Source organism: Allokutzneria sp. NRRL B-24872, from assembly GCF_002155965.1.
Lineage (GTDB): Bacteria > Actinomycetota > Actinomycetes > Mycobacteriales > Pseudonocardiaceae > Allokutzneria.
On record NZ_MUMH01000009.1, the window covers coordinates 1 to 19,557 of the forward strand.

The window sequence follows — 19,557 nt, forward strand, 5'->3', positions numbered from 1 at the left end:
ACGGCCTCCGGGATCGCGTATCTGCGGAACCTCGCACTCACCGGCTGACACCAGACACCGAGCAGCGGCAACCACAACACCCTTTTACGAGACATCCCTTAGGCGCGTTGCCAGCGTTGGGCCGCAGTGCCGTCGCAGGGGCGCAAGCCGACGTTGACGGAGCTGGTCCTTGCCAGGCAGTGGCCGGTGTCAGCTGCCTTGATCAAGAGGTTGGCCGGAGTGCCGGTCACGATCCAGCGCTGCGCCGTCGTACTGGTGCAGCCGGACAGGCCGACCTCGGTGCGGACGCGGGTGGCACAGGTGCCCGTGCCGACGTGCTGCAGCGAAGTCTGGATGCTCGGCGATGTCCAGCGCCACAGCTGCCGGTTACCCGGCCCGCACGTGGCGAGCCCGACCCCGCCCAGGCCGCCACCCATGCCCGCGTCGAGGCACGCGCTCGTCCCGGCGAGCATGAACCGATGGGTCAGCACCGCGGCCGAAGCGGGCTGGGCGAGCCCTCCCACGAGACCGGCGGCGAGGACGACGGGCGCGATCGCACGCGTGATCCTCATGGTCAACCACACGCCACGGTGATCTCGTTGGAGGTCTTGATCCACGCGTGGGTGCCGATGCCGCTCTTGATGAGCGCGCGCCACTTCCTGGACTTGGTGCCGTTGCAGGTGTACGTCGTGACGGCGTACTGGTTGGTGCGCCACACACCCGAGCGGACCACGTGGTCCTGCCAACCGATGGTCCGCTTCACCTGGAGCTTGATCGTGTAGCCGGTGGTCGCCTGGTCGCAGTTGAAGAACCCACCGAGCCCGTCGACGAAGTTGCCGCGCTTCTGCACGTGGATGCGCACGTGCTTGTCCGGGTCGCAGGCGGCCAGCGCGCCCGCCTCCTGCGCCGACGCGCTCCCCGGCACGAGCAGCGTGGTCGCGGCTATCACGGCTGTCGCCGCGGTCACGAAGATCTTCTTCACAGCGTTCTCCCCTCCCGTACGAGTACTCCTCGACGGTGCGGGAGCGGGCTTGCGGATTCCTGCAATCCGCAGGTCAGAAATGGATCACCGAACGAGGAACACGTCCGTCGCGATGGTGACGCCCGCTGAGTGGGACACGGTCTTCGAAGAACCGCTGCCGAGGCCGATCGCCGTGTAGGGATCGCACGTCACCGAGTAGCCGTTGAGCTTGCGGCCGTGGACCTGCGTCGAGCCGCACTGCCGGATGTCGGCTTGCGCGACGGAGAGCATCTGCCGGAGCTGCTCGCTGTCCTTCGTGAACAGCACGCGCACCGCCGTTTCGGCCCCCTGCAAAGCGTGGGCCAGGGTGTCCTCGCGCCGTTGGTGCGAGGCCTGGCCACGAGTCACCACGTTGGCGGACACCCTGACCGAGTTGATCGGCCCGTCGCCTCGTCCTGGCCCGACCGGCTCGACGGTGACGCCGTCGTCACGGGAGCCCTTCGTGCAAGCGTTCTTGCCCTCGACGCACGTCATACCGGCTGCGGCGAGCGCGGCCTGCACGCTCTTGACCGTCAAGTCCGGCATGCACGCGTACCTGTCGTTCGGGCTGCAGGCCACCGGGGCGTGCGGGCCGGTGGGGACGACGCGCGGGATCGTCGTTCTCGGGATCGGCTGGTAGGTCAGCTCCGGCTGCGGAGTTGTCGTCGTCGGTGTCGTCTCGGTTGTCGAGGACACCGAGCTCGCGACCTCGGTGGAGCTTGACGGGGCCGTAGCGACCATGATCACGGTCGTGATGACCATGGACACCGCGCCCACCACACCCGCCACGATCCACGTGGCTCGCGTGGGTCGTGGCGCAGGGAGCGGAACCCATTGCCTGCCGTCCCACCAGGCCCGCCCGTCGGGGGAGTACTGCCTCTGGTTCTCCACGCGGCGGACGCTAACACCCGAATGTCCGATTTCAACTGGACATCGGGAGCGGTCGAACGCCCAGGGCCGGGGGAGCGTCCCCCGGCCCGCCGTCGATCACGCGTCCTTGTTGTCCTCCCACCACTTCTGCCCGGTGTCGGGCAGCGTGGTAATCGGGTCGTAGTACGGGTAACGACGGTCCAGCGCCTCGCCGTCGGTCAGCTCGATGCCGGTGCGGTAGTTCTTGGTCCAGTAAGAGATTCCGAGTTCCCGGTCGTACTCGGCGAGCTGGTGCACCCAGCGCTTGCCGACGTAGGGCACGTCGCACACGATGCGCGGCGTCGCGTAACCGGGCAGGTATCCCATGATCGCGTGCTGGAGCTCCTGCGCCTCCCACACCGCGACGCGCCAGTGCTCGGCGTTGGGGATCATGTCGCACATGTAGAAGTAGTACGGCAGGATGCTGGCTTCCCCTTGTAGCGCAAAGCAAAGGTCGAGCAGCGCCTTCGGGTCCGCGTTCACCCCGCGCATCAGCACGCCCTGGTTGCGCACGTCCCGGACGCCGACCTCCAGCATCGCCCGCGCGGCCTCGGCCACGAGCGGGGTGACGGACTGGACGTGGTTGACGTGGGTGTGGATCGCGAGGTTCACGCCGCGTCGCCGGGCGGTGCGCGCGACGCGCTCCATGCCCTCGATGACGGCAGGCTGAATCCAGTGCTGCGGCAGCCCGGCGAGCGCCTTGGTGGCCAGGCGGATGTCGCGCACGGTCTCGATGTCCAGCAGCCGCATCAGGTACGACTCCAGCTGCCGCCACGGCACGTTCGCCACGTCGCCGCCGGAGACGACCACGTCGCGCACGCCCGGCGTCTTCTTCAGGTAGTCGATCATCTGGTCCTGGCGGTCGACCGGCTTCAGCGAGAGCTTGTGCTTGTCGACCTGCGGCGTGGAGTTGCCGACGAGGTCCATCCGGGTGCAGTGCCCGCAGTACTGGGGGCAGGTGGAGAGCAGCTCGGCGAGCACCTTGGTGGGGTAGCGGTGGGTCAACCCCTCGACGACCCACATCTCCGCCTCGTGCAGCGAGTCGCGGGAGGAGTGCGGGTGCGAGGGCCACGCCTGCTCGCGGTCGGAGGCGACCGGGATCATGTAGCGGCGGATCGGGTCGGCGTAGAAGGCCTCGGTGAACTCCTCCGGTGAGCCCGCGCCCTCCGGCACCATCGTGTTGATCATCTGCGGCGGCACCAGCATGGACATCGTGGCCAGCTCGGACTGGTCGGCCGCGAGGTCGTCGTAGAACCGCTCGGTGAGCAGATCGCCCATGAGCGCGCGGAGCTGGCGCACGTTCTTCACGCAGGACACCCGCTGCCACTGCGCGTCCCGCCACTGCGCCTCGGTGATGTGCTTCCACCCCGGGAGCCGGCGCCAGTCGGGCTCGCGCAGCTCCTGCCGCACGTACTCGTACGGCTGGCGCGCGCTGTGCTCGATGGCCTCGGAGACCGTCGTGGCGGTGGGGGTCACCTCGTCGTGAACCGCAGTCATAACTACTCCTCGCCCTCAAGACGACGTAAAGATATGCTGCCAGAACGCAGCGATGGCGTAAATCTTTCGGAGGTTAGCGTGACCGAGGCCGGTTCCCCGAGTCAAACGCCGGGTCAGACCTCGCCGTTCGGACTGCACCGGGTGGTCGAACCGGCCGGGGTGCTCCCGCAGCAGGCGTGGCGGCTGGACGCCGACCCCGTTCCGGGCAGGGACGAGGTCGTGATCGACGTCGAGCGGCTGAACCTGGACGCCGCCTCCTACCGCCAGCTCCGCGAGACCCACGGAACAGGTCCTGAGCTGCGCAAAGCCGTGCTGGACATCGTCGCTGAGCGCGGCAAGATGCAGAACCCGGTGACGGGCTCGGGCGGCATGCTGCTGGGCACCGTGCGCGAGGTCGGGCCGGAGTCCCAGTTGGGCCTCAAGCCCGGCGACCGGGTGGCCACGCTGGTGTCGCTGACGCTCACCCCGTTGCGCATCGACGACCAACTTTCGGACTGGGACGGTCAGGGGGAGCAGGTGCCGTGCAAGGGCACCGCCGTGCTCTTCGGCCGCTCGATCGCCGCCGTGCTGCCCGACGACGTGCCGGACCTGCTCGCGCTGTCGGTCTTCGACGTGTGCGGAGCGCCCGCGCTGACCTCGCGCGTCGTCAGCCGCCACCAGGACGCGTCCGTGCTGGTCCTCGGCGGGGGCGGCAAGTCGGGATCGCTGTCGTTGGCCGCAGCGCGCCGCGCCGGGGCGAAGCGCCTGGTCGCGCTCGTGCCGTTCGAGGCGGAGGCGGAGGTCGTGCGCGCGTCCGGCCTGGCCGATGAGGTCGTGGTGGCCGACGCGCGCGACCCGATCGCGGTGCTCAACGCGGTTGGCGAGACGGTCGACGTGACCGTGGTCTGCGTCGACGTTCCGGGCTGCGAGCACGGCGCGGTGCTGGCCACGAAGGACGGCGGCACCGTCATCTTCTTCTCCATGGCGACCTCGTTCTCCGCCGCCGCGCTCGGCGCCGAAGGGCTCGCCGCCGACGTGGAGATGCTGGTCGGCAACGGCTACGTGCCCGGTCACGCGGCGTTCGCGCTGGAGCTGTGGCGCGCTGAACCCGGGGTCCGCACCGTGTTCGAGGCGCGGGAACGGCAGACTTCCGGATCATGACGCGCAGAACCCCGACCCTGTTGCACGGCGGCCGCATCCACAGCCAGGCCGCCTCCGACGCGACCGCGATGGCTGTCGAGGGCGACACCATCGTGTGGGTCGGCCAGGACGCCGTTGGCAAGGCGCTTTACGGCGGAGCCGAGCAGATCGACCTCGCGGGCGCGTTCGTCACGCCGGCCTTCGTCGACGCGCACGTGCACGCGACCTCGGCGGGCTTGCAGATCGAGGGCCTGGACCTGACGGGCTGCGCGTCGCTGACGGAGTGCCTGGACGCCGTGCGCCGCTTCACCACCGCCAACCCGGGCGGCCTGGTGTGGGGGCAGGGTTGGGACGAGACGAAGTGGCCGGAGGGCCGTGCGCCGACCCGTGCTGAGCTGGACAACGCGGCCGGGGGAGCGGCGGTCTACCTCTCGCGGATCGACGTGCACTCGGCGCTTGCCACCTCCGCGCTGATCGAGAAGGCGCCCGTGACCCGCGACGCGGCGGGCTGGTCCGCTGACGGGCCGCTGACCCAGGACGGGCACCACCACGTGCGCCGCGCCGCGCAGCAAGCGCTCACGCCGAGCCAGCGGCGCTCGGCGCAGCTCGCGTTCCTGGATCTCGCCGCCGCCAACGGCATCGCGTCGGTGCACGAGTGCGCCGGGCCGGACATCTCCAGCGCCGAAGATCTCGCCGAGTTGATCGAACTGTCCACTGTGGAGGACGTTCCCGAGGTCATCGGCTACTGGGGCGAGCTGAACGCCTTTGACAGGGCCAAGGAACTCGGAGTTCGCGGGCTCGCGGGAGACCTGTTCGTTGACGGCGCGATCGGTTCGCGCACGGCCGCGCTGTGCTCGCCGTACACCGACCGCCCCACTGAGTCCGGCGTGCTCTACATCCGCGCGGACGAGATCGCCGAGCACGTGATCGGCTGTACGCGCGCGGGCTTGCAGGCCGGGTTCCACGTGATCGGCGACGCGGCGGTCGCAGAGGTGGTCGAAGGCTTCGCATTGGCGGAGAAAGTCGTTGGCGCGCACGCGCTTTCGGCCGCGCGGCACCGCTTGGAGCACCTGGAGATGGTGTCGCCCGAGCAGGCCGAGCGGCTGGCGAACTGGGGTGTCACCGCGTCCATGCAGCCGCTGTTCGACGCGGAGTGGGGCGGCGCCGAGGACATGTACGCGCGGCGGCTTGGTGTACCGCGCGGGACGCAGCTCAACCCGTTCTCGCAGCTCGCCGCTGCCGGTGTCGTGCTCGCGTTCGGCTCCGACACGCCGGTGACCCCGGTCGCGCCGTGGGCCACCGTGCGCGCGGCCGTGCACCACCGCACCGCCGGGCTCGGCATCTCCCCGCGCGCCGCGTTCACCGCGCACACGCGGGGCGGCTGGCGTGCCTGTGGTGTCAACGACGGCGTCACCGGGACGATCAAGCCGGGCGCGCCCGCCACCTACGCGGTGTGGGAGGCGGGGGAACTCGCCGTTGCCGCACCGGACAACCGCGTGCAGCGGTGGTCGACCGACCCGCGCTCCGGAGTTCCGGGGTTGCCGAAGCTCGACGCGGACACCCCGTTGCCGCGCTGTATCCGCACTGTCCGGAGTGGACGGACGATCTATGACGGAGGCTCAAGCCAATGACAAGGGCGTTGTTGGGACTGGACCAGAGCACTGTCGCGAGGGCGAGGGAGCTGGCAGCTGCCGCCGCCGCTCCGGTGATCGAACTCGCGAAGGCGCACACCACCGTCGCCGTCGAGCGCGCGACGCTGCGGCTCGCCGGGATCACCGGTGCGGACACCACACACCGGGCCGGCGACGTGCCGTGGGTGAACCGGGTCGTCGACACCGTTCGCGACCACTGTGGACTGGAACAGGGCGCGCTGCTGCCGGTCTTCCACGCGCTGCGCGAGCACGACCTGGGCACACTGACCGAGCTGGCGGAGGCGACCGCTGCCGGCCAGGTCCAGTTCGTCCAGCCCGAGGGCAAGAACCGCAGCCTTGCCGCCAAGACCGCGAGATCGGCCGTTGGTCGGGGACTGCGGCAGGTCGACCGCAGCAAGGCTCAGCGCGCCAAGCTCGTCGACAAGATCGGCGACCCGCAGCAGCGGCCGTGGATCTACCTGATCGTCGCCACCGGCGACATCGACGAGGACGTCGTGCAGGCGTGCAACGCCGCGCGCGCGGGCGCCGACATCATCGCGGTGATCCGCTCCACCGGACAGTCCCTTTTGGACTACGTGCCGGAAGGCGCCACGCACCACGGGTTCGCGGGCACCTACGCCACGCAGGAGAACTTCCGGATCATGCGCGCGGCGCTGGACGAGGTGAGCAAGGAGGTCGGCCGCTACATCCGGCTGACCAACTACGCCTCCGGGCTGTGCATGCCGGAGATCGCCTTGCTCGGCGGCCTCGAACGGCTCGACATGATGCTCAACGACTGCATGTACGGCATCCTGTTCCGCGACATCAACCCGATCAGAACCTTTGTGGACCAACGGTTCTCGCGTCAGGTGCACGCGCGCGCCGGCATCATCATCAACACCGGCGAGGACAACTACCTCACCACCGACGACGCGGTGGAGGCCGCGCACACGGTGACCGTCTCGCAGCTGCTCAACGAGCGGTTCGCGCACGAGGCCGGGCTGCCCGACGAGCTGCTCGGGCTCGGGCACGCCTTCGAGATCAACCCCGACCTGCCGGACTCGTTCCGGATGGAGCTGGCGCACGCGCTGCTGGCCCGCGAGGTCTTCCCGGACGCGCCGCTGAAGTGGATGCCGCCCACCAAGCACATGACCGGCGATGTGTTCCGGGGCCACCTGCTGGACGGCTTCTTCAACCTCGCGGGAGTCCTGACCGGGCAGAGCATCCTGCTCGTCGGCATGATGACCGAGGCCGTGGTGACGCCGTTCCTGTCCGACCGCGACCTGGCCGTCGCCAACGTGCGCTACGTGCTCAACGCCGCGGGCAACCTCGCCGAGGACTTCCGCCCCGCGCCGGACGGCTTCATCGTCAAGCGCGCGCACCTGGTGCTCGACGAAGCCGTCGGTCTGCTGGAGCGCATCGGCCGCGACGGCCTGCTGAAGGCGATCGCCGAGGGCACCTTCGGCCTGATGAAGCGCCCGCCCGAGGGCGGCAAGGGCGCGGACGGCGTTGTGGTCAAGGCGGAGGAGTACTTCAACCCCGCCATCGAGATGCTGGAGACGGGGGCCACGAAATGACCACTCTTGAGAAGGGCGGCGCGGAAGCGAAGCGCTACGTCCGCCCCTACGGCGACACCACCGGCGACGGCATGGTGCAGATGTCGCTGACCGTGCCGGTCCCGCACGGCCCCAAGGCCGAGGGCGCCGCCGCGCAGCTCGCCGCCAAGATGGGCATCGAACCCGCGATGGTGGTGCACTCGCACGCGATCGGCCCCGACTTCACCTTCGTGGTCGTCTACGGTTCGGTGAAGCACCTGATCGACCTCGACGAGGTCAAGGTGGTCGAGCGCGAGTACCCGCTGCTCACCCCGACCGAGATCAACACCTCGGTGAAGAAGTCGTTGCGGCGCAAGATGGTCGTCGTCGGCGCGTGCATCGGCACCGACGCGCACACCGTCGGCATCGACGCGATCCTGAACATCAAGGGCTTCGCCGGGCAGAAGGGCTTGGAGTACTACCGCGAGCTGCGCGTGGTGAACCTCGGCGCCCAGGTCGCCGTGCCCGACCTCGTCAAGCGCGCGCGCTCCGAGAAGGCCGATGCCGTCCTCGTGTCCCAGGTCGTGACCCAGCGCGACGCGCACCTGTTGAACACCAGGGAGATGGCCGCCGCGTTCCGCGAGGCGATGGGCGAACGCCGTCCCCTGCTCGTCGCGGGCGGCCCGCGCTTCGACCCGTTGCAGGCGCCCGAACTCGGCGTAGACCGCGTCTTCGGGCGCGGCACCACGCCCGGCGAGGTCGCCAGCTTCCTCGTGCACGCCATGTCCAACAAGGAAAAGGTGGCTTGATGTCGCTCGTCGAAGGCTTCACCGTGACCCACCGCGGGTACGTCCCGTACTCGCACGCGCACTACGGCGGCAACCTGGTGGACGGTGCGTACAGCCTCGGTCTGTTCGGCGACGTGGCCACCGAGCTGTGCATCCAGACCGACGGCGACGAGGGCCTGTTCGCCGGGTACTCGGGCGTGGAGTTCCTCGCTCCCGTCCGCGCCGGTGACGTCGTCGAGGTCGCCGCGACCCTGACTCGCATCGGAAACCGTTCCCGCACAGTCGCTTTCGAGGCCCGCGTGGTCTGCCGCGCCGCCCCCGACCGCGGCCCGTCCTCCGCCGACGTGCTCGACCCGCCGCTCGTCGTCACCCGCGCCACCGGCACCGTCGTGGTCCCCATCGCCACGACGTGATCGCCCTCTACCAGGAACTCGTGCGCTCGCGGGTCGCACCTTGGCTCCGCCAGGCCGGGTTTCGCGGCTCCGGCGGCGAGTTCGCGCTGCCGTCGGAGTCGTACTGGGCGCTGCTCGGCTTCCAGAAGTCCGTTCACAGCGACCGCGACGAGGTGCGCTTCACCGTCAACCTGCTCTGCGTCAGCAAGGACACGTGGGCGTCCTTGTACGCTGCGGAGCCGTTCCTGGGGAAGCGGCCCGTGGCGACCGTCCACTATGGACGCGAAGTTCCTCGCGCGCGCATCGGCGAACTCACCCCGTCCGGCGAGGACAAGTGGTGGCGCCTGCGCTCTCGCCGCCACCACAAGCATGATGAACCGCATCGCGGTCCCGGAAGGAACGGCGAACCGGGCAAGTGCCCCGTCAGCGTCGGCGGAACAGGCTCCAGCGCCGGCGCCGTGGCTGTTCGACGTGCTCGTCGAGTTCGGTGGCGCAGGACCGGCACAGCACCCAGTCCGTTGTGTCCTTGCGGACCTGCTCGACCCACTGCTCGATGCCCACGCCGCGTTGGAACACGTTGGCGAGGGAGGTGTACAGCCGGACCGCGGCGGCCGGTCGGAAGCCTGTGTTGACGGCCGAGCGCATCCGCGCTGCCGGGTAGCGCTTCGCGTCCGGCTCAGGGGGACAGTTGCAGATGTCGCAGTGGGTCATGGCCGCAGGCTAGGGACGTCGCCTGGGACCGGTCCCGGCGGAAGGCCGTCGATCGAAGATCGCGTAGGTTCGGCTGCGTGACTGAGCTGCGTCGGATCGCCGAGGACGTGTGGGCGTGGGTGGGACCGGGCCGCGGTTGGGGGTGGAGCAACGCGGGAGTCGTTGGCGGACAAGGACAGGCACTGCTCGTCGACACGCTCTACGACCTCCGGCTGACCCGGGAGCTGCTGGCGGAGGCCGCCAGGGTGCTCGACGGGCGGGTGATCACCGACGCCGTCAACACCCATGGCAACGGCGACCACTGCTTCGGCAACGAACTGCTGGCGCCGGACGTGCGCGTCCACGCGGCCCGGGAGAGCGCGTCCGCGTTGCACGAAGCCCCGCCGGAGCACATGTCCGCGCTGCTGAAGGCCGACCTCGGGCCGGTGCTCACGCCGTACATGCGCAAGTCCTTCGGGCCGTTCGCCTTCGACGAGATCACGTTGCGCGAGCCGGACTCGCTCTTCGACGGCGAGCGCACACTCGACATCGGTGGGCGCGAGGTGCGGCTGCGCGACCTCGGCCCCGCGCACACCGAAGCCGACACGGTGGCGCACGTGCCGGACGCCGGGGTCGTCTTCGCCGGGGACCTGCTCTTCGTCGAGGCCACGCCGATCATGTGGGCCGGGCCGTCCAGCAACTGGATCGCCGCGTGCGACCGCATGATCGCGATGGACCCGGAGGTCGTTGTGCCCGGCCACGGCCCGGTCACCGACCAGGACGGCGTCCTGGCGATGCGCGGCTACCTGGAGCACGCCTTCGAGCACGCCAAGGCCGCGCACGCGCGGGGCGAGAGCGTCGAGCAAGCCGCGCACGGCTTCGACACCGGCCCCTACGCGGGCTGGGAGAACCCCGAGCGGATCGTGATCACGATGCACGCTCTCTACCGCGAGATCGACCCGGCATCGCCAGCCGTGGACCTGCTGACGGTCTTCCACATCATGGCGGAGTGGGACCGGGTCAACGGCGAGGACGCATGATCAGCGCGGTGAGGTGGTAGACGCACGGCTCCGAGCCCGGGTTGGCGAAGCCGTGCACCACGTCCGCCGCGAAGTACGCCGAGTCACCGGCGCCCAGCGTCAGCCGCTGCTCGTCAACGGTGAGCGCGAGGGTGCCCGACTGCACGACCACGTACTCGTGCGAGCCGGGCGCGTAGGCGGGGAAGCTGCCAGCGTCGCAGCCAGGGGGCAGCTCGGTGCGCAGCAGTTCGACGTTCACCCCGGGCACCACCGGCGACAGGATCGTGCGGCGCCAGCCGCCGGGGTGGTCGGAGACCTCCTGCTCGGCGGCGCGCCGGACGATCACCCTGTCCGGTGAGGGTTCCGCGACGAGCCGGGTCAGCGGGACGCCGAGCCCGTCGGCGATGCGCGAGAGCACCGTGATGGTCGGGGCCTTCGCCGCGCGCTCGACCGAGGACAGCATGCTCACGCTCACCGAACTGCGCTCGGCCAGCTCTTGCAGGGTCAGACCGCGACCCGTGCGCAGCTGCTGCACGCGCTCGCCGAGCACTCCCAGGTCCAGCATGTGCGCTATAGTAGACGTAGTTTCTCTATAGCGAAAAGGGGGTGCGTGTGGAGGTTCGCCAGGCGCGGCCGGACGATCTCGGCGCGGTCGAACGGATCTACGCCCACCACGTGCTCAACGGCGTCGCGACCTTCGACGAGCAACCACCGGGCCGCGCCGACTGGCTGCGCGCGCACGAGAAGCTGGCCGAGGCGGGGCTGCCGTTCCTGGTCGCGGAGGAGCACGGCGAGGTCATCGGCTACGCGCTCGCCAAGCCCTGGCGCGATCGCCCCGCCTACCGCGCGACGGCGGAGGAGTCGATCTACCTGGCCCCGGAGGCGGCGGGCAGGGGAGCCGGGACCGCGTTGCTCACCAGGCTGCTGGCCGACTGCGCGCGCGGCGGCATCGCCGAGGTGCTCGCGGTGATCGTGGACAGCGGTGACCCCGCCTCGCTGCGCCTGCACCAGCGCTGCGGCTTCGTCGAGTCCGGGCGCCTGGCGCGGGTGGGGCGCAAGCACGGGCGGGTGCTGGACACCGTGATCCTCCAGTGCTCGCTGGGAAATCCGCTGGACAGCGCGGCGACGATCGGCGCGTGACGAACTGGACCTTCGCCGCGCTGCCGCCCGCGCACCCGGATGCGACGCGGATGATCAGGAACTACTTCCTCGACATCATCGGCCGCTACTACGACCGGCCCGCGACCTGGGACGAGGTCGACGAGGAGATGCGCGTCGACCCGAGCGACGACCTGCCGCTGCTCGTGGTGGCCCACGCGGCCGGGAACGCGGCCGGCTGCCTGGGGATGCGGCTGCTCGAACCCGGGACGGGCGAGCTGACCAGGATGTTCGTCGAGCCCGAGTGGCGCGGGCACGGCGTCGGCGCGCTGCTGATCGCCGAGGTGGAGCGGTGCGCGCTCGCGGCCGGGGTGACGACGTTGCGGCTGGACACGCGCTCGGACCTGGTCGAGGCGCGGCGGCTGTACGCCAGCCAGGGCTACCGCGAGATCCCCGCCTACAACGACGGCGCGTACGCCCAGCACTGGTTCGAGAAGCGCCTGGAACATGATGTGACTAGGTAAAACGGGCGTTGGGCCGACCGAGTGACCTCTGCCTGCCGTTGACCGCTCGAACACGACAGCTCGTCGCGTCGTATCCGTTGTTTGCCACGCCCGCAAGATCCACTTGCCAGAATTGGCCTGTCGCCGAGCGCGTGGGACGGGAGCGGGATGAGTGTGGAGCGGGTGTCTCAGCAGCCATCGCGGCCGAGTCCGACCGTGCTCGCGCCACGCCGCCGCCGAGTGCACCTCGGCCCCGCCGGCCGTGGTCTGCGCGCGGAGCACGCGATCCCCGCGCAGCGTCCCGCCGTGGAGAAGCACCAGGACTGCTTCCTCGCACCGCTGCTGCGCCGCACCCGCCGCTGGTCGCCGAGCACTCGGCGGGTGGTGTTCACGCTGGTGCCGTTGACGACCTTCGGCGCGGTGTCCCTGGTCGCGGGCCCCGCCGTCGCCGCCATCGTCCTGGCCGCGTTCTTCGGCGGAGCCGCGCTCTGCCGCCAGCGCGGCTAGCGCGTTCGGCTCGGCCAAATCGCGCGGACCGCTCACCGCTCCGCCGGGCCTGCTCGACGCCGGTTTGCGCTACTGGCAAACAGCATTCCCTAGGATTTGCATAAGCACGGGGGGAGTGGCATCAGAAAGCGCGTGGCCCCCGATGGTTCAGATCAGGGGCCACGCGGTGCTGTTCCGCTGTGCGAATCGGGTTCCGCCGAATACACAGATAAGGAAAGCAAGTTGAGTCTAGAACGACCTGGCAGTGGTGCGGCAAGCAAGAACGGCAAATCGCTCGGTCAGGGGCGCAGGCGACACGTACGCCCCGCACCGCCTACCCGCGGCGACCGCGGCGGGAAGCGCCGTGCGGCGAAGCGCGGGCACAAGCAGGAGCAGACGCGCTGCGCGGGTTCCGGCCGTCCGTGGTCGGCGGTCCAGGCCGTCGTCACCGGAGTCATCAGTGACTGGGGCACCGCGGGCCGGTTGATCAGCTACACGGTCGTCGCGACGATCGCGCTGCTGGCTCTGGCCGCTGTGGCCGGTCCGCTGGTCAGCGGAGTGGTGATGACCGCGCTGTTCGGCGGGTCCGGCCTGACCAGGTGGCTGGACCGGGCTCGCTGACGGATCAGCGCCTCGGTCGCACGCGCGGCCGAGGCGCCGGCCTAGCGGGTGGGGTAGCTGTGGAAGCCGCGACCGGTCTTGCGGCCCAGGTGGCCGGCGCACACGAGGTCGGCGAGCAGGCGGCTCGGCGCGAAGCGCGGGTCGTTGGTGTACTCCTGCAACACCACCAGCGAGTCCAGCACCGTGTCGAGCCCGATCAGGTCGGCCGTGGCCAGCGGGCCCATCGCGTGCCCGAGGCACTCCTGGAAAATCTTGTCCACAGTGGACGGATCGGCGGTGCGCGCCTGCACGACGTGCGCGGCCTCGTTCACCGCGAGCAGCACGGTGCGGTTGGCGACGAAGTCACCGACCACGATGCCGAGCTTGCCGATGCCCGCGAGCAGCTCCAGCGTCCGGTCCACGGTGTCGTCACTGGTCAGCGGGCCCCGGACCACCTCGACGGAGCGCTTGAGCGGCGCGGGGTTCATGAAGTGGGTCGCCAGCACCCGCTTCGGCCTGCGGGTGTTGGCCGCCAGGCGCTCGACGGGCACGGTCGAGGTGCAGGAGGCGAGCACGGCGTCGGGGCGGCACACCACGTCCAGCTCGCCGAAGACCTTGTCCTTGAGCGCCAACCGCTCCGGGGCGCACTCGATGACGAACTCGGCGCCGGAGAGCTCGGTGATCTCCTCCGTCCAGCGCACGTGGGCCAGCGCGTCCTGCTGCGGGGCCGATGGCAGCCTGCGCAGCTGCTTGCCCAGCCGCAACCCCTCGCGCAGCCGGTCCCGCCCCGCCTCGAGCGCGCCGGGGACCGGGTCGACCACGATCACCTCGTGGCCCGCCTCAGCGAGGCACTGCGCGACGCCCGCGCCCATCGTGCCTGCACCGATCACTCCGATCGGCCGGGCAGCGTTCATCCCGACTCCTTCGTCAACCCCCCGTACCTATCACGGGCGCCCGGGGCAGACCAGCTTTTTCCTGTTATGACAAGGATGTTGTGGGGCACCGGCGAATCGTCGACGCTCCCCGCCCGTCCTCCTCCGTGCTCGGCGCGGAGCGGTCGTCGGTACCCTCCTGATCCTCAGCCGCGAGGCAGCCTACGTGCCTTCGGCCTCCAGGTGTTCCGCCGAGTGGTGGGACCGATCATGTGATCGACTCCGCGGTTCCGCGCGCCGTGAGAACGCTCTCCCGGTCCCTATCTGTCCACTGTGGACGGTGGAACGGCGGTGCGTACGAGGTGGGATACTGCGCGCCATGAGGGCTTCGTGGGTGGGCGGCGTCTGCGCGGTGCTGCTGGTGCTGACGGCGTGCGAGGAGAAGCCGGTGGTGGGCCAGCCCGCCGAGACCTCGCGGGTGGTGCCGGTGCGGGCGCCGGACGCCGCGCGCAAGGCAACGGCGGAGAAGTACGCGCCGTTCGTCTGGTCGGCCAAGGGCGAGGACTTCGGCCCGATGGACGCCGCGAAGTTCGTCGCAGCGGCGAAGCTCAAGTGGGCGCACGACGACGGCTGCCCGGACGCCGACATCGCCGCACCGCCGGACATGGTCGAGCTGACCGTCGAGGACCAGGCGTACGAGCACCGCGCCAAGAGCGGCCTTCCGCACTGCGACTTCGAGGGCGATCCGGTCAAGGTGACCGACGACAGCGCTCCGAGGCGCACGGAGAAGCTCGGGGCCGAAGGCTTCTACCTCGACGGCGAGGACTCGCTGCGGCGGCAGACCGGTGATGGCGCGCCCACCTACTGGCAGGTGCACACCGAGGAGAGCGCAGGGGTGCGCGTTTACACGTACTGGCGCTTCCACGCGTGGAACAACGCCAGGAACATCGAGGACGTCATTCCCGCGCCGGGAACGGTGCTCGGCATCGACGGTGATCACGAGGGGGACTGGGAGCGCGTCACGCTGATCACCGACCTCAACGACCAGCCCGCGCTGCTGGTGTTCAACGGGCACGGCTCCCAGTGCGGTCTGGAGTGGTCCAAGGTCGAGAAGGACGACGGCAGGCCCGTCGCCTACTCCGCCAAGGGAACGCACGCCTCCTACCCGACGACCGGTACGCACGGGTGGATGCTGGACCAGACCGACCGGGGAACGAAGCTGAACACGCTGAACGACCTGCGGTGGGCCGAGGGCGAGCAGTGGTGGGGCTACGCGGGTGGCTGGGGTTCGGTCGGCAGGCCGGGCGTCGCCCTCACCAAGGAGCGCACCGGCCCCTCCGGGCCGCGCCCCAGCCGAGGCCCCGGTGAGCCGTGGAAGGCGGCGCGGTGCGACGAGCCAGGGGGACTGCTGCCCGAGTCGTTCGTGGGCACGTGGCAGACGCCGGAGTTCGTCAACCAGCCCGGCAGCACCGCGAAGTACAAGGCGAGGATGACCCTGCGCGGCGGCCGCGTCGGCGACAAGGTCGGCGAGATCGTCTACCCCGGCCTGGAGTGCAAGGGCGAGCTGACCCTGGAGAAGGCCGACCGCTCCACCGTCGTGGTCACCGAGCAGATCGTCGCCGAGCCCGTGCACCGCTGCGCCAAGCGCGGTTCGATCGGGCTCACTCCGACGGAGGGCCGTGGATCACGGCCGGGCCTGCACTGGGTCTACCACGAACTCGGCATCGGCCCGGTGATCCGCGCGACCGCTGACCTGGTCAAGATCGGCTAACCCTGGCGGGCACGCGGGGGAGGGTGATGCCGAAGTGCTCGTGGTAGGCGGCGAGGATCTCCTTGTCCGAGCGCAGGATCTGCTCGGTGCGCGCACCGTCGACCGTCCTGATGAGGCGGTCACCGGCCAGCGTCACCCGGCCGCCTGGCACGGTCATCGAGCACGTCGGCCCGCGCAGGAACGGTGAGTCGGGCGAGCTCTGCTGGTACCAGCAGGTCGGCGCGAAGTCGCTCAGCCTGCGCGGACGCGGGTCCAAGCGGTACTCGGGCGCGCCGTCGCGGAGCACGTCGATGTCGCCGTCCACAGTGGACTGGAGAACGAACGTGCCGTCGGGGTCTTCCTGCGGGGCACGGGAGTTCAGGCGCAGCGGGAACGTGCTGTGCCGCCCGAAGCCGACATCGGCCAGCCACGGCTCGTCCAGGTGCACGAGCAGCGCCATGTGGTCGAAGGGCGGCCCGGCGACCCCGTTGTGGAACACGCCCGCCGCCAGCATCTCGACGCGGAAACCCAACTCCGCCAACAGGTGCGCGAACGCGGTGTTGAGCTCGTAGCAGAAGCCGCCGCGCCGCTGCCGCACGACCTTGTCCAGCACCGCGTCGGTGTCGAGCACGATCGGCGTGCCGAGGTGGATGTCCAGATTCTCGAACGGAACCGTCGCGAGGTGCCGGGCGTGCAGGTACCGCAACGACTCCGCGTCAGTCCGAAGTGGACGGTCCGCGCCGATGCGGTCGAGGTACTCAGCTACGAGACTCACAGAGGGCTCCGAAGCGGTCGAGCAGCCGGACGGGATCGTCCTCGACGACGAGCATTTCGCGGGCGTCCTCGCGAAGGAACTCCTCGGCGACCATGTGGTCGGCGAAGGACACCAGCGGCTGGTAGAAACCCTTGACGTCCAGCAGTGCCAACGGTTTCGCGTGGATGCCGATCATCGACCAGGTCCACACCTCGAACAGCTCCTCCATCGTGCCGATGCCGCCGGGCAGCGCCACGAACGCGTCGGAGAGCTCGGCCATCTTCGCCTTGCGCTCGTGCATGCTGTCCACCACGTGCAGCTCGGTGAGCCCGTTGTGGCCGATCTCGCGCGCCATCAGCTGCTGCGGGATCACCCCGTGCACCTCACCGCCCGCGGCCAGCGCGGCGTCGGCCACCTCACCCATCGTGCCGACCGAAGCGCCGCCGTAGACGAGGCCGATGCCGCGCTCGGCGAGCAGGCGGCCGAAGGTCCGCGCGGTCTCGACGTACTCGTTCGCCCGACCGGGCCGGGAACCGCAGAAGACGCACACTCGCATGCGCGAGATCCTGTCACGCCCCCGGATCACGGGACTCGGAAGCCTTCTCGTGCGCCCGGAAGCGCCCGGCCTCCACACCGAGCTGGGAGAGCAGGAAGGCACCGACGCCGATGTCGTCGGTCAGCCCGATCACCGGCAGCAGTTCGGGGATCAGGTCGATCGGCGACAGGATGTAGAGCACGCCGAAGATCCAGAACAGCCGCTTCGACCACGGCGGCGCGGGATAGGCGCCCGCGCGCACCGCCCGCACCATCCTCGGCAGCACCCGCAGCCGCGCGATAAGGCTGAGCCGCCCCCGCGCGAGCCGCACGACACCGAGGACGACGGCCAGCGCCGCCAGGACGAACAGGATCGTGCCGATCGTGGTCGGCGCGACGCCCAGCACCGGGTCGGTCATGCCCCAGAACGCGAACGCGCCGAGCCCGAACAGCAGCAGGCCGAGAAGGATCACGACGTCCACGCTACCGCCGGGAACGCGAAAGGGCCGGTCCCCGCCGCCCGGGGACCGGCCCTGCTTTCACGAGTGCGTCAGGCGTCGCGCTTGGCCAGCAGGCTCTGCCCGATGCCCAGCACCACCAGCACCCAGGCGACGAGCACGATCGCCGAGACCCCGGGGTTGATGGCGTAGGGTGAGGTCGCGGCGGTCAGCCCGGCCACGTTGTGCAGTGCCTCGCCCGGCAGGTACGGCATGATCGAGTTCCCGGCCTCGCCGACCCAGCCCACGATGCTCGGGATCACCAGCGCCACCAGCGCGGCGAGGATGCCGCCCGCGGTGCTGCGGAAGACGATGCCGAAGGCGACCGCGATCAGGCCGTACAGCGGGGCCATGATCGCCGAGCCGAGGATCAGCCGGAGGATGCGCGGATCGGCGACGCTGGCGATGTCCAGGCCCTGCGAGAGCAGGATCAGCTGGCCGACGCCGTAGGCGACGAACGCGGCGACGACACCGACCACGTAGGTCACCACCGCGATCACGATGGCCTTGGCCGCCAGGAACTGGCTGCGCTTGGGCGATGCGGTCAGCGTCACCCGGATCATGCCGGTGGAGTACTCGGAGCCGATGGTCATCGCCGCCATCACCATCAGCGTCAGCGCCGCGGCGTCCGAGCCGAGGAGGCTGGTGGAGACCACGTCGAAGACGTCGCGCTTGGCGATGTCGGTGCCCGTGGTCACCGCGCTGGTCAGCACGAACAGCGCGGCGGCGAGCGCGGCCAGTCCGACGGCGACCAGCAGCAGGATGCGGCTCGTGCCGAGGCTCCAGATCTTGGTCCACTCCGAGCCGACGGTCGTGAACAGACCGGACGGCTTGTGCTTCGTCTTGGTCGTGGTGCTCACTTGGACTCCTTAGCGCGGTAACCGACCTGGTCGCGGGTCAGGTGGATGAACGCCTCCTCCAGGCCGGGGCGGCGGGGGGTGAGCTCGTGCAGCGCGATTCCGTGCCGCGCGGCCAGCTCACCGATCGAGGGAGCGTCCACGCCGCTGACGATCAGCTCGTTGTCGGCGCCGGAGACGATGTGCGCCTCGGTGTGCTCCAGCAGCGCGACCAGCTCGGCCGCCCTCGGCGAGACGACGCTGACCTGCGCCGCCGCGCCCTGGCGGACCAGGTCGTGCACGCTGACGTCGGCGATGAGCTTGCCCTTGCCGATCACCAGCACGTGGTCGGCGGTGGCTTCCATCTCGTTCATCAGGTGGCTGGAGAGGAAGATCGTCCGCCCCTCCGAGGCCAGCCCCTTGAGCAGCGTGCGGACCCAGACGATGCCCTCCGGGTCGAGGCCGTTGAGCGGCTCGTCGAGCATCAGCACGGCCGGATCGCCCAGCAGCGCGGCGGCGATGCCCAGGCGCTGGCGCATGCCGAGGGAGAACTCGCCGACCCGCTTGTCACCCGCCTTGCCGAGGCCGACCAGCTCCAGCACCTCGCCGACGCGCTTCTGCTCGATGCCGCCCGCCTGGGCGATCCAGCGCAGGTGCGCCCGAGCGGTCCGGCTCTTCTGCAGCGCCGCCGGGTCCAGCAGCGCGCCGACCTCCCGCAGCGGAGCGGCCAGGCTGCGGTAGTTGCGGCCGCCGACCCTGGCCGAGCCCTTCGTCGGGGTGTCCAGCCCCAGGATCATCCGCATCGTGGTCGACTTCCCGGCGCCGTTGGGGCCGAGGAAGCCGGTCACGCGACCCGGGGACACCGTGAACGAGAGATCGTCCACGGCGACGACGTCCCGATACCGTTTGGTGAGACCGTGAACCTCGATCATTGAGTTCCCCATCGCTTAAGAAGTGGTCGAAGTCTTGTGCACACGACAAATGTGCCGGGAGATCACCGTCCGGACATACCTCGTCCGTCACCAATCGACCATGACGTCTGTCAGGGACTCAACCGGGTGACATCGC

General features: G+C 70.1%; 23 protein-coding genes and 1 pseudogene. 12 read left to right on the forward strand and 12 right to left on the reverse strand.

Annotated features, from left to right (window positions below; translation table 11 throughout):
• Positions 1-98: 98 nt before the first annotated feature.
• The 4 genes from CCN37_RS01885 to CCN37_RS01900 all read right to left on the reverse strand — a co-directional run bounded on the left by CCN37_RS01885 (position 99) and on the right by CCN37_RS01900 (position 3,385).
• Positions 99-551: an RICIN domain-containing protein gene (locus CCN37_RS01885; RefSeq protein ID WP_086818862.1), complete on the reverse strand. Its 453-nt coding sequence runs from the start codon at positions 549-551 to the stop codon at positions 99-101.
• Positions 552-553: 2 nt separating this feature from the next.
• Positions 554-961, reverse strand: coding sequence for a hypothetical protein (locus CCN37_RS01890; protein ID WP_086818863.1), 408 nt, complete (start codon positions 959-961; stop codon positions 554-556).
• 84 nt (positions 962-1,045) lie between these two features.
• On the reverse strand, positions 1,046-1,870 hold the full coding sequence (locus CCN37_RS01895) for a hypothetical protein (RefSeq protein WP_143261365.1): 825 nt from the start codon (positions 1,868-1,870) through the stop codon (positions 1,046-1,048).
• Positions 1,871-1,966: 96 nt separating this feature from the next.
• Positions 1,967-3,385, reverse strand: coding sequence for a KamA family radical SAM protein (locus CCN37_RS01900; RefSeq protein ID WP_210407830.1), 1,419 nt, complete (start codon positions 3,383-3,385; stop codon positions 1,967-1,969).
• Positions 3,386-3,463: 78 nt separating this feature from the next.
• On the opposite strand from CCN37_RS01900, the gene CCN37_RS01905 reads away from it, so the two are divergent.
• From CCN37_RS01905 to CCN37_RS42235, 6 genes and pseudogenes are all read left to right on the forward strand, one after another.
• Positions 3,464-4,525, forward strand: a complete 1,062-nt coding sequence (locus CCN37_RS01905; RefSeq protein WP_086818865.1) for an L-erythro-3,5-diaminohexanoate dehydrogenase — start codon at positions 3,464-3,466, stop codon at positions 4,523-4,525.
• The gene (locus tag CCN37_RS01910; RefSeq protein ID WP_086818866.1) at positions 4,522-6,135 is read left to right on the forward strand and encodes an amidohydrolase; all 1,614 of its coding nucleotides are present in this window, start codon (positions 4,522-4,524) and stop codon (positions 6,133-6,135) included. The genes CCN37_RS01905 and CCN37_RS01910 overlap by 4 nt, the downstream gene beginning before the upstream one ends.
• Complete coding sequence (locus CCN37_RS01915; RefSeq protein WP_086818867.1) at positions 6,132-7,712, forward strand: lysine 5,6-aminomutase subunit alpha; 1,581 nt, start codon at positions 6,132-6,134, stop codon at positions 7,710-7,712. The genes CCN37_RS01910 and CCN37_RS01915 overlap by 4 nt, the downstream gene beginning before the upstream one ends.
• The gene (locus CCN37_RS01920; protein ID WP_086818868.1) at positions 7,709-8,479 is read left to right on the forward strand and encodes an OAM dimerization domain-containing protein; all 771 of its coding nucleotides are present in this window, start codon (positions 7,709-7,711) and stop codon (positions 8,477-8,479) included. Before CCN37_RS01915 ends, CCN37_RS01920 begins: the two co-directional genes overlap by 4 nt.
• A complete protein-coding gene (locus tag CCN37_RS01925) occupies positions 8,479-8,871 on the forward strand; it encodes a hotdog domain-containing protein (RefSeq protein WP_086818869.1) in 393 nt (130 codons plus the stop codon). Before CCN37_RS01920 ends, CCN37_RS01925 begins: the two co-directional genes overlap by 1 nt.
• Positions 8,872-8,891: 20 nt before the next feature.
• Positions 8,892-9,191 (forward strand): annotated as a pseudogene (locus CCN37_RS42235) (DUF4304 domain-containing protein); the annotation flags it as partial.
• Positions 9,192-9,273: 82 nt separating this feature from the next.
• Here CCN37_RS42235 and CCN37_RS41295 read toward each other — a convergent pair.
• Positions 9,274-9,561: a hypothetical protein gene (locus CCN37_RS41295; RefSeq protein WP_246842764.1), complete on the reverse strand. Its 288-nt coding sequence runs from the start codon at positions 9,559-9,561 to the stop codon at positions 9,274-9,276.
• Positions 9,562-9,638: 77 nt separating this feature from the next.
• On the opposite strand from CCN37_RS41295, the gene CCN37_RS01935 reads away from it, so the two are divergent.
• Positions 9,639-10,580, forward strand: a complete 942-nt coding sequence (locus tag CCN37_RS01935) for an MBL fold metallo-hydrolase (RefSeq protein WP_168200485.1) — start codon at positions 9,639-9,641, stop codon at positions 10,578-10,580.
• Here the strand turns inward: CCN37_RS01935 and CCN37_RS01940 are convergent.
• Positions 10,561-11,124, reverse strand: a complete 564-nt coding sequence (locus tag CCN37_RS01940; protein ID WP_086818872.1) for a helix-turn-helix domain-containing protein — start codon at positions 11,122-11,124, stop codon at positions 10,561-10,563. The two genes, CCN37_RS01935 and CCN37_RS01940, sit on opposite strands and share 20 nt — an antisense overlap.
• Positions 11,125-11,165: 41 nt before the next feature.
• Here CCN37_RS01940 and CCN37_RS01945 point away from each other — a divergent pair, with 41 nt between their 5' ends.
• The 4 genes from CCN37_RS01945 (at position 11,166) to CCN37_RS38805 (ending at position 13,267) form a co-directional block, all read left to right on the forward strand.
• On the forward strand, positions 11,166-11,699 hold the full coding sequence (locus CCN37_RS01945) for a GNAT family N-acetyltransferase (protein WP_086818873.1): 534 nt from the start codon (positions 11,166-11,168) through the stop codon (positions 11,697-11,699).
• Entirely contained in the window at positions 11,696-12,181 is a 486-nt protein-coding gene (locus CCN37_RS01950) for a GNAT family N-acetyltransferase (RefSeq protein ID WP_246842765.1), read from the forward strand. The genes CCN37_RS01945 and CCN37_RS01950 overlap by 4 nt, the downstream gene beginning before the upstream one ends.
• Positions 12,182-12,343: 162 nt before the next feature.
• Positions 12,344-12,667: a hypothetical protein gene (locus tag CCN37_RS01955; RefSeq protein WP_143261367.1), complete on the forward strand. Its 324-nt coding sequence runs from the start codon at positions 12,344-12,346 to the stop codon at positions 12,665-12,667.
• Positions 12,668-12,889: 222 nt separating this feature from the next.
• Entirely contained in the window at positions 12,890-13,267 is a 378-nt protein-coding gene (locus tag CCN37_RS38805) for a hypothetical protein (protein WP_143261369.1), read from the forward strand.
• 41 nt (positions 13,268-13,308) lie between these two features.
• On the opposite strand, the gene CCN37_RS01960 is transcribed toward CCN37_RS38805, so the two are convergent.
• Complete coding sequence (locus tag CCN37_RS01960; protein ID WP_086818875.1) at positions 13,309-14,160, reverse strand: 3-hydroxyacyl-CoA dehydrogenase family protein; 852 nt, start codon at positions 14,158-14,160, stop codon at positions 13,309-13,311.
• 337 nt (positions 14,161-14,497) lie between these two features.
• On the opposite strand from CCN37_RS01960, the gene CCN37_RS01965 reads away from it, so the two are divergent.
• Complete coding sequence (locus CCN37_RS01965; protein WP_086818876.1) at positions 14,498-15,889, forward strand: Vps62-related protein; 1,392 nt, start codon at positions 14,498-14,500, stop codon at positions 15,887-15,889.
• Here CCN37_RS01965 and CCN37_RS01970 read toward each other — a convergent pair.
• The 5 genes from CCN37_RS01970 to CCN37_RS01990 all read right to left on the reverse strand — a co-directional run bounded on the left by CCN37_RS01970 (position 15,876) and on the right by CCN37_RS01990 (position 19,421).
• A complete protein-coding gene (locus CCN37_RS01970; protein ID WP_086818877.1) occupies positions 15,876-16,643 on the reverse strand; it encodes an arylamine N-acetyltransferase in 768 nt (255 codons plus the stop codon). The genes CCN37_RS01965 and CCN37_RS01970 overlap by 14 nt on opposite strands.
• Positions 16,627-17,178 (reverse strand): TIGR00730 family Rossman fold protein, encoded by a 552-nt coding sequence (locus CCN37_RS01975; RefSeq protein WP_086818878.1) that lies wholly within the window; start codon positions 17,176-17,178, stop codon positions 16,627-16,629. The genes CCN37_RS01970 and CCN37_RS01975 overlap by 17 nt, the downstream gene beginning before the upstream one ends.
• A 13-nt stretch (positions 17,179-17,191) precedes the next feature.
• Positions 17,192-17,629: a YkvA family protein gene (locus tag CCN37_RS01980; protein WP_143261373.1), complete on the reverse strand. Its 438-nt coding sequence runs from the start codon at positions 17,627-17,629 to the stop codon at positions 17,192-17,194.
• 77 nt (positions 17,630-17,706) lie between these two features.
• On the reverse strand, positions 17,707-18,513 hold the full coding sequence (locus tag CCN37_RS01985) for an ABC transporter permease (RefSeq protein WP_086818880.1): 807 nt from the start codon (positions 18,511-18,513) through the stop codon (positions 17,707-17,709).
• Positions 18,510-19,421: an ABC transporter ATP-binding protein gene (locus tag CCN37_RS01990; RefSeq protein ID WP_086818881.1), complete on the reverse strand. Its 912-nt coding sequence runs from the start codon at positions 19,419-19,421 to the stop codon at positions 18,510-18,512. The genes CCN37_RS01985 and CCN37_RS01990 overlap by 4 nt, the downstream gene beginning before the upstream one ends.
• Positions 19,422-19,557: the final 136 nt, after the last annotated feature.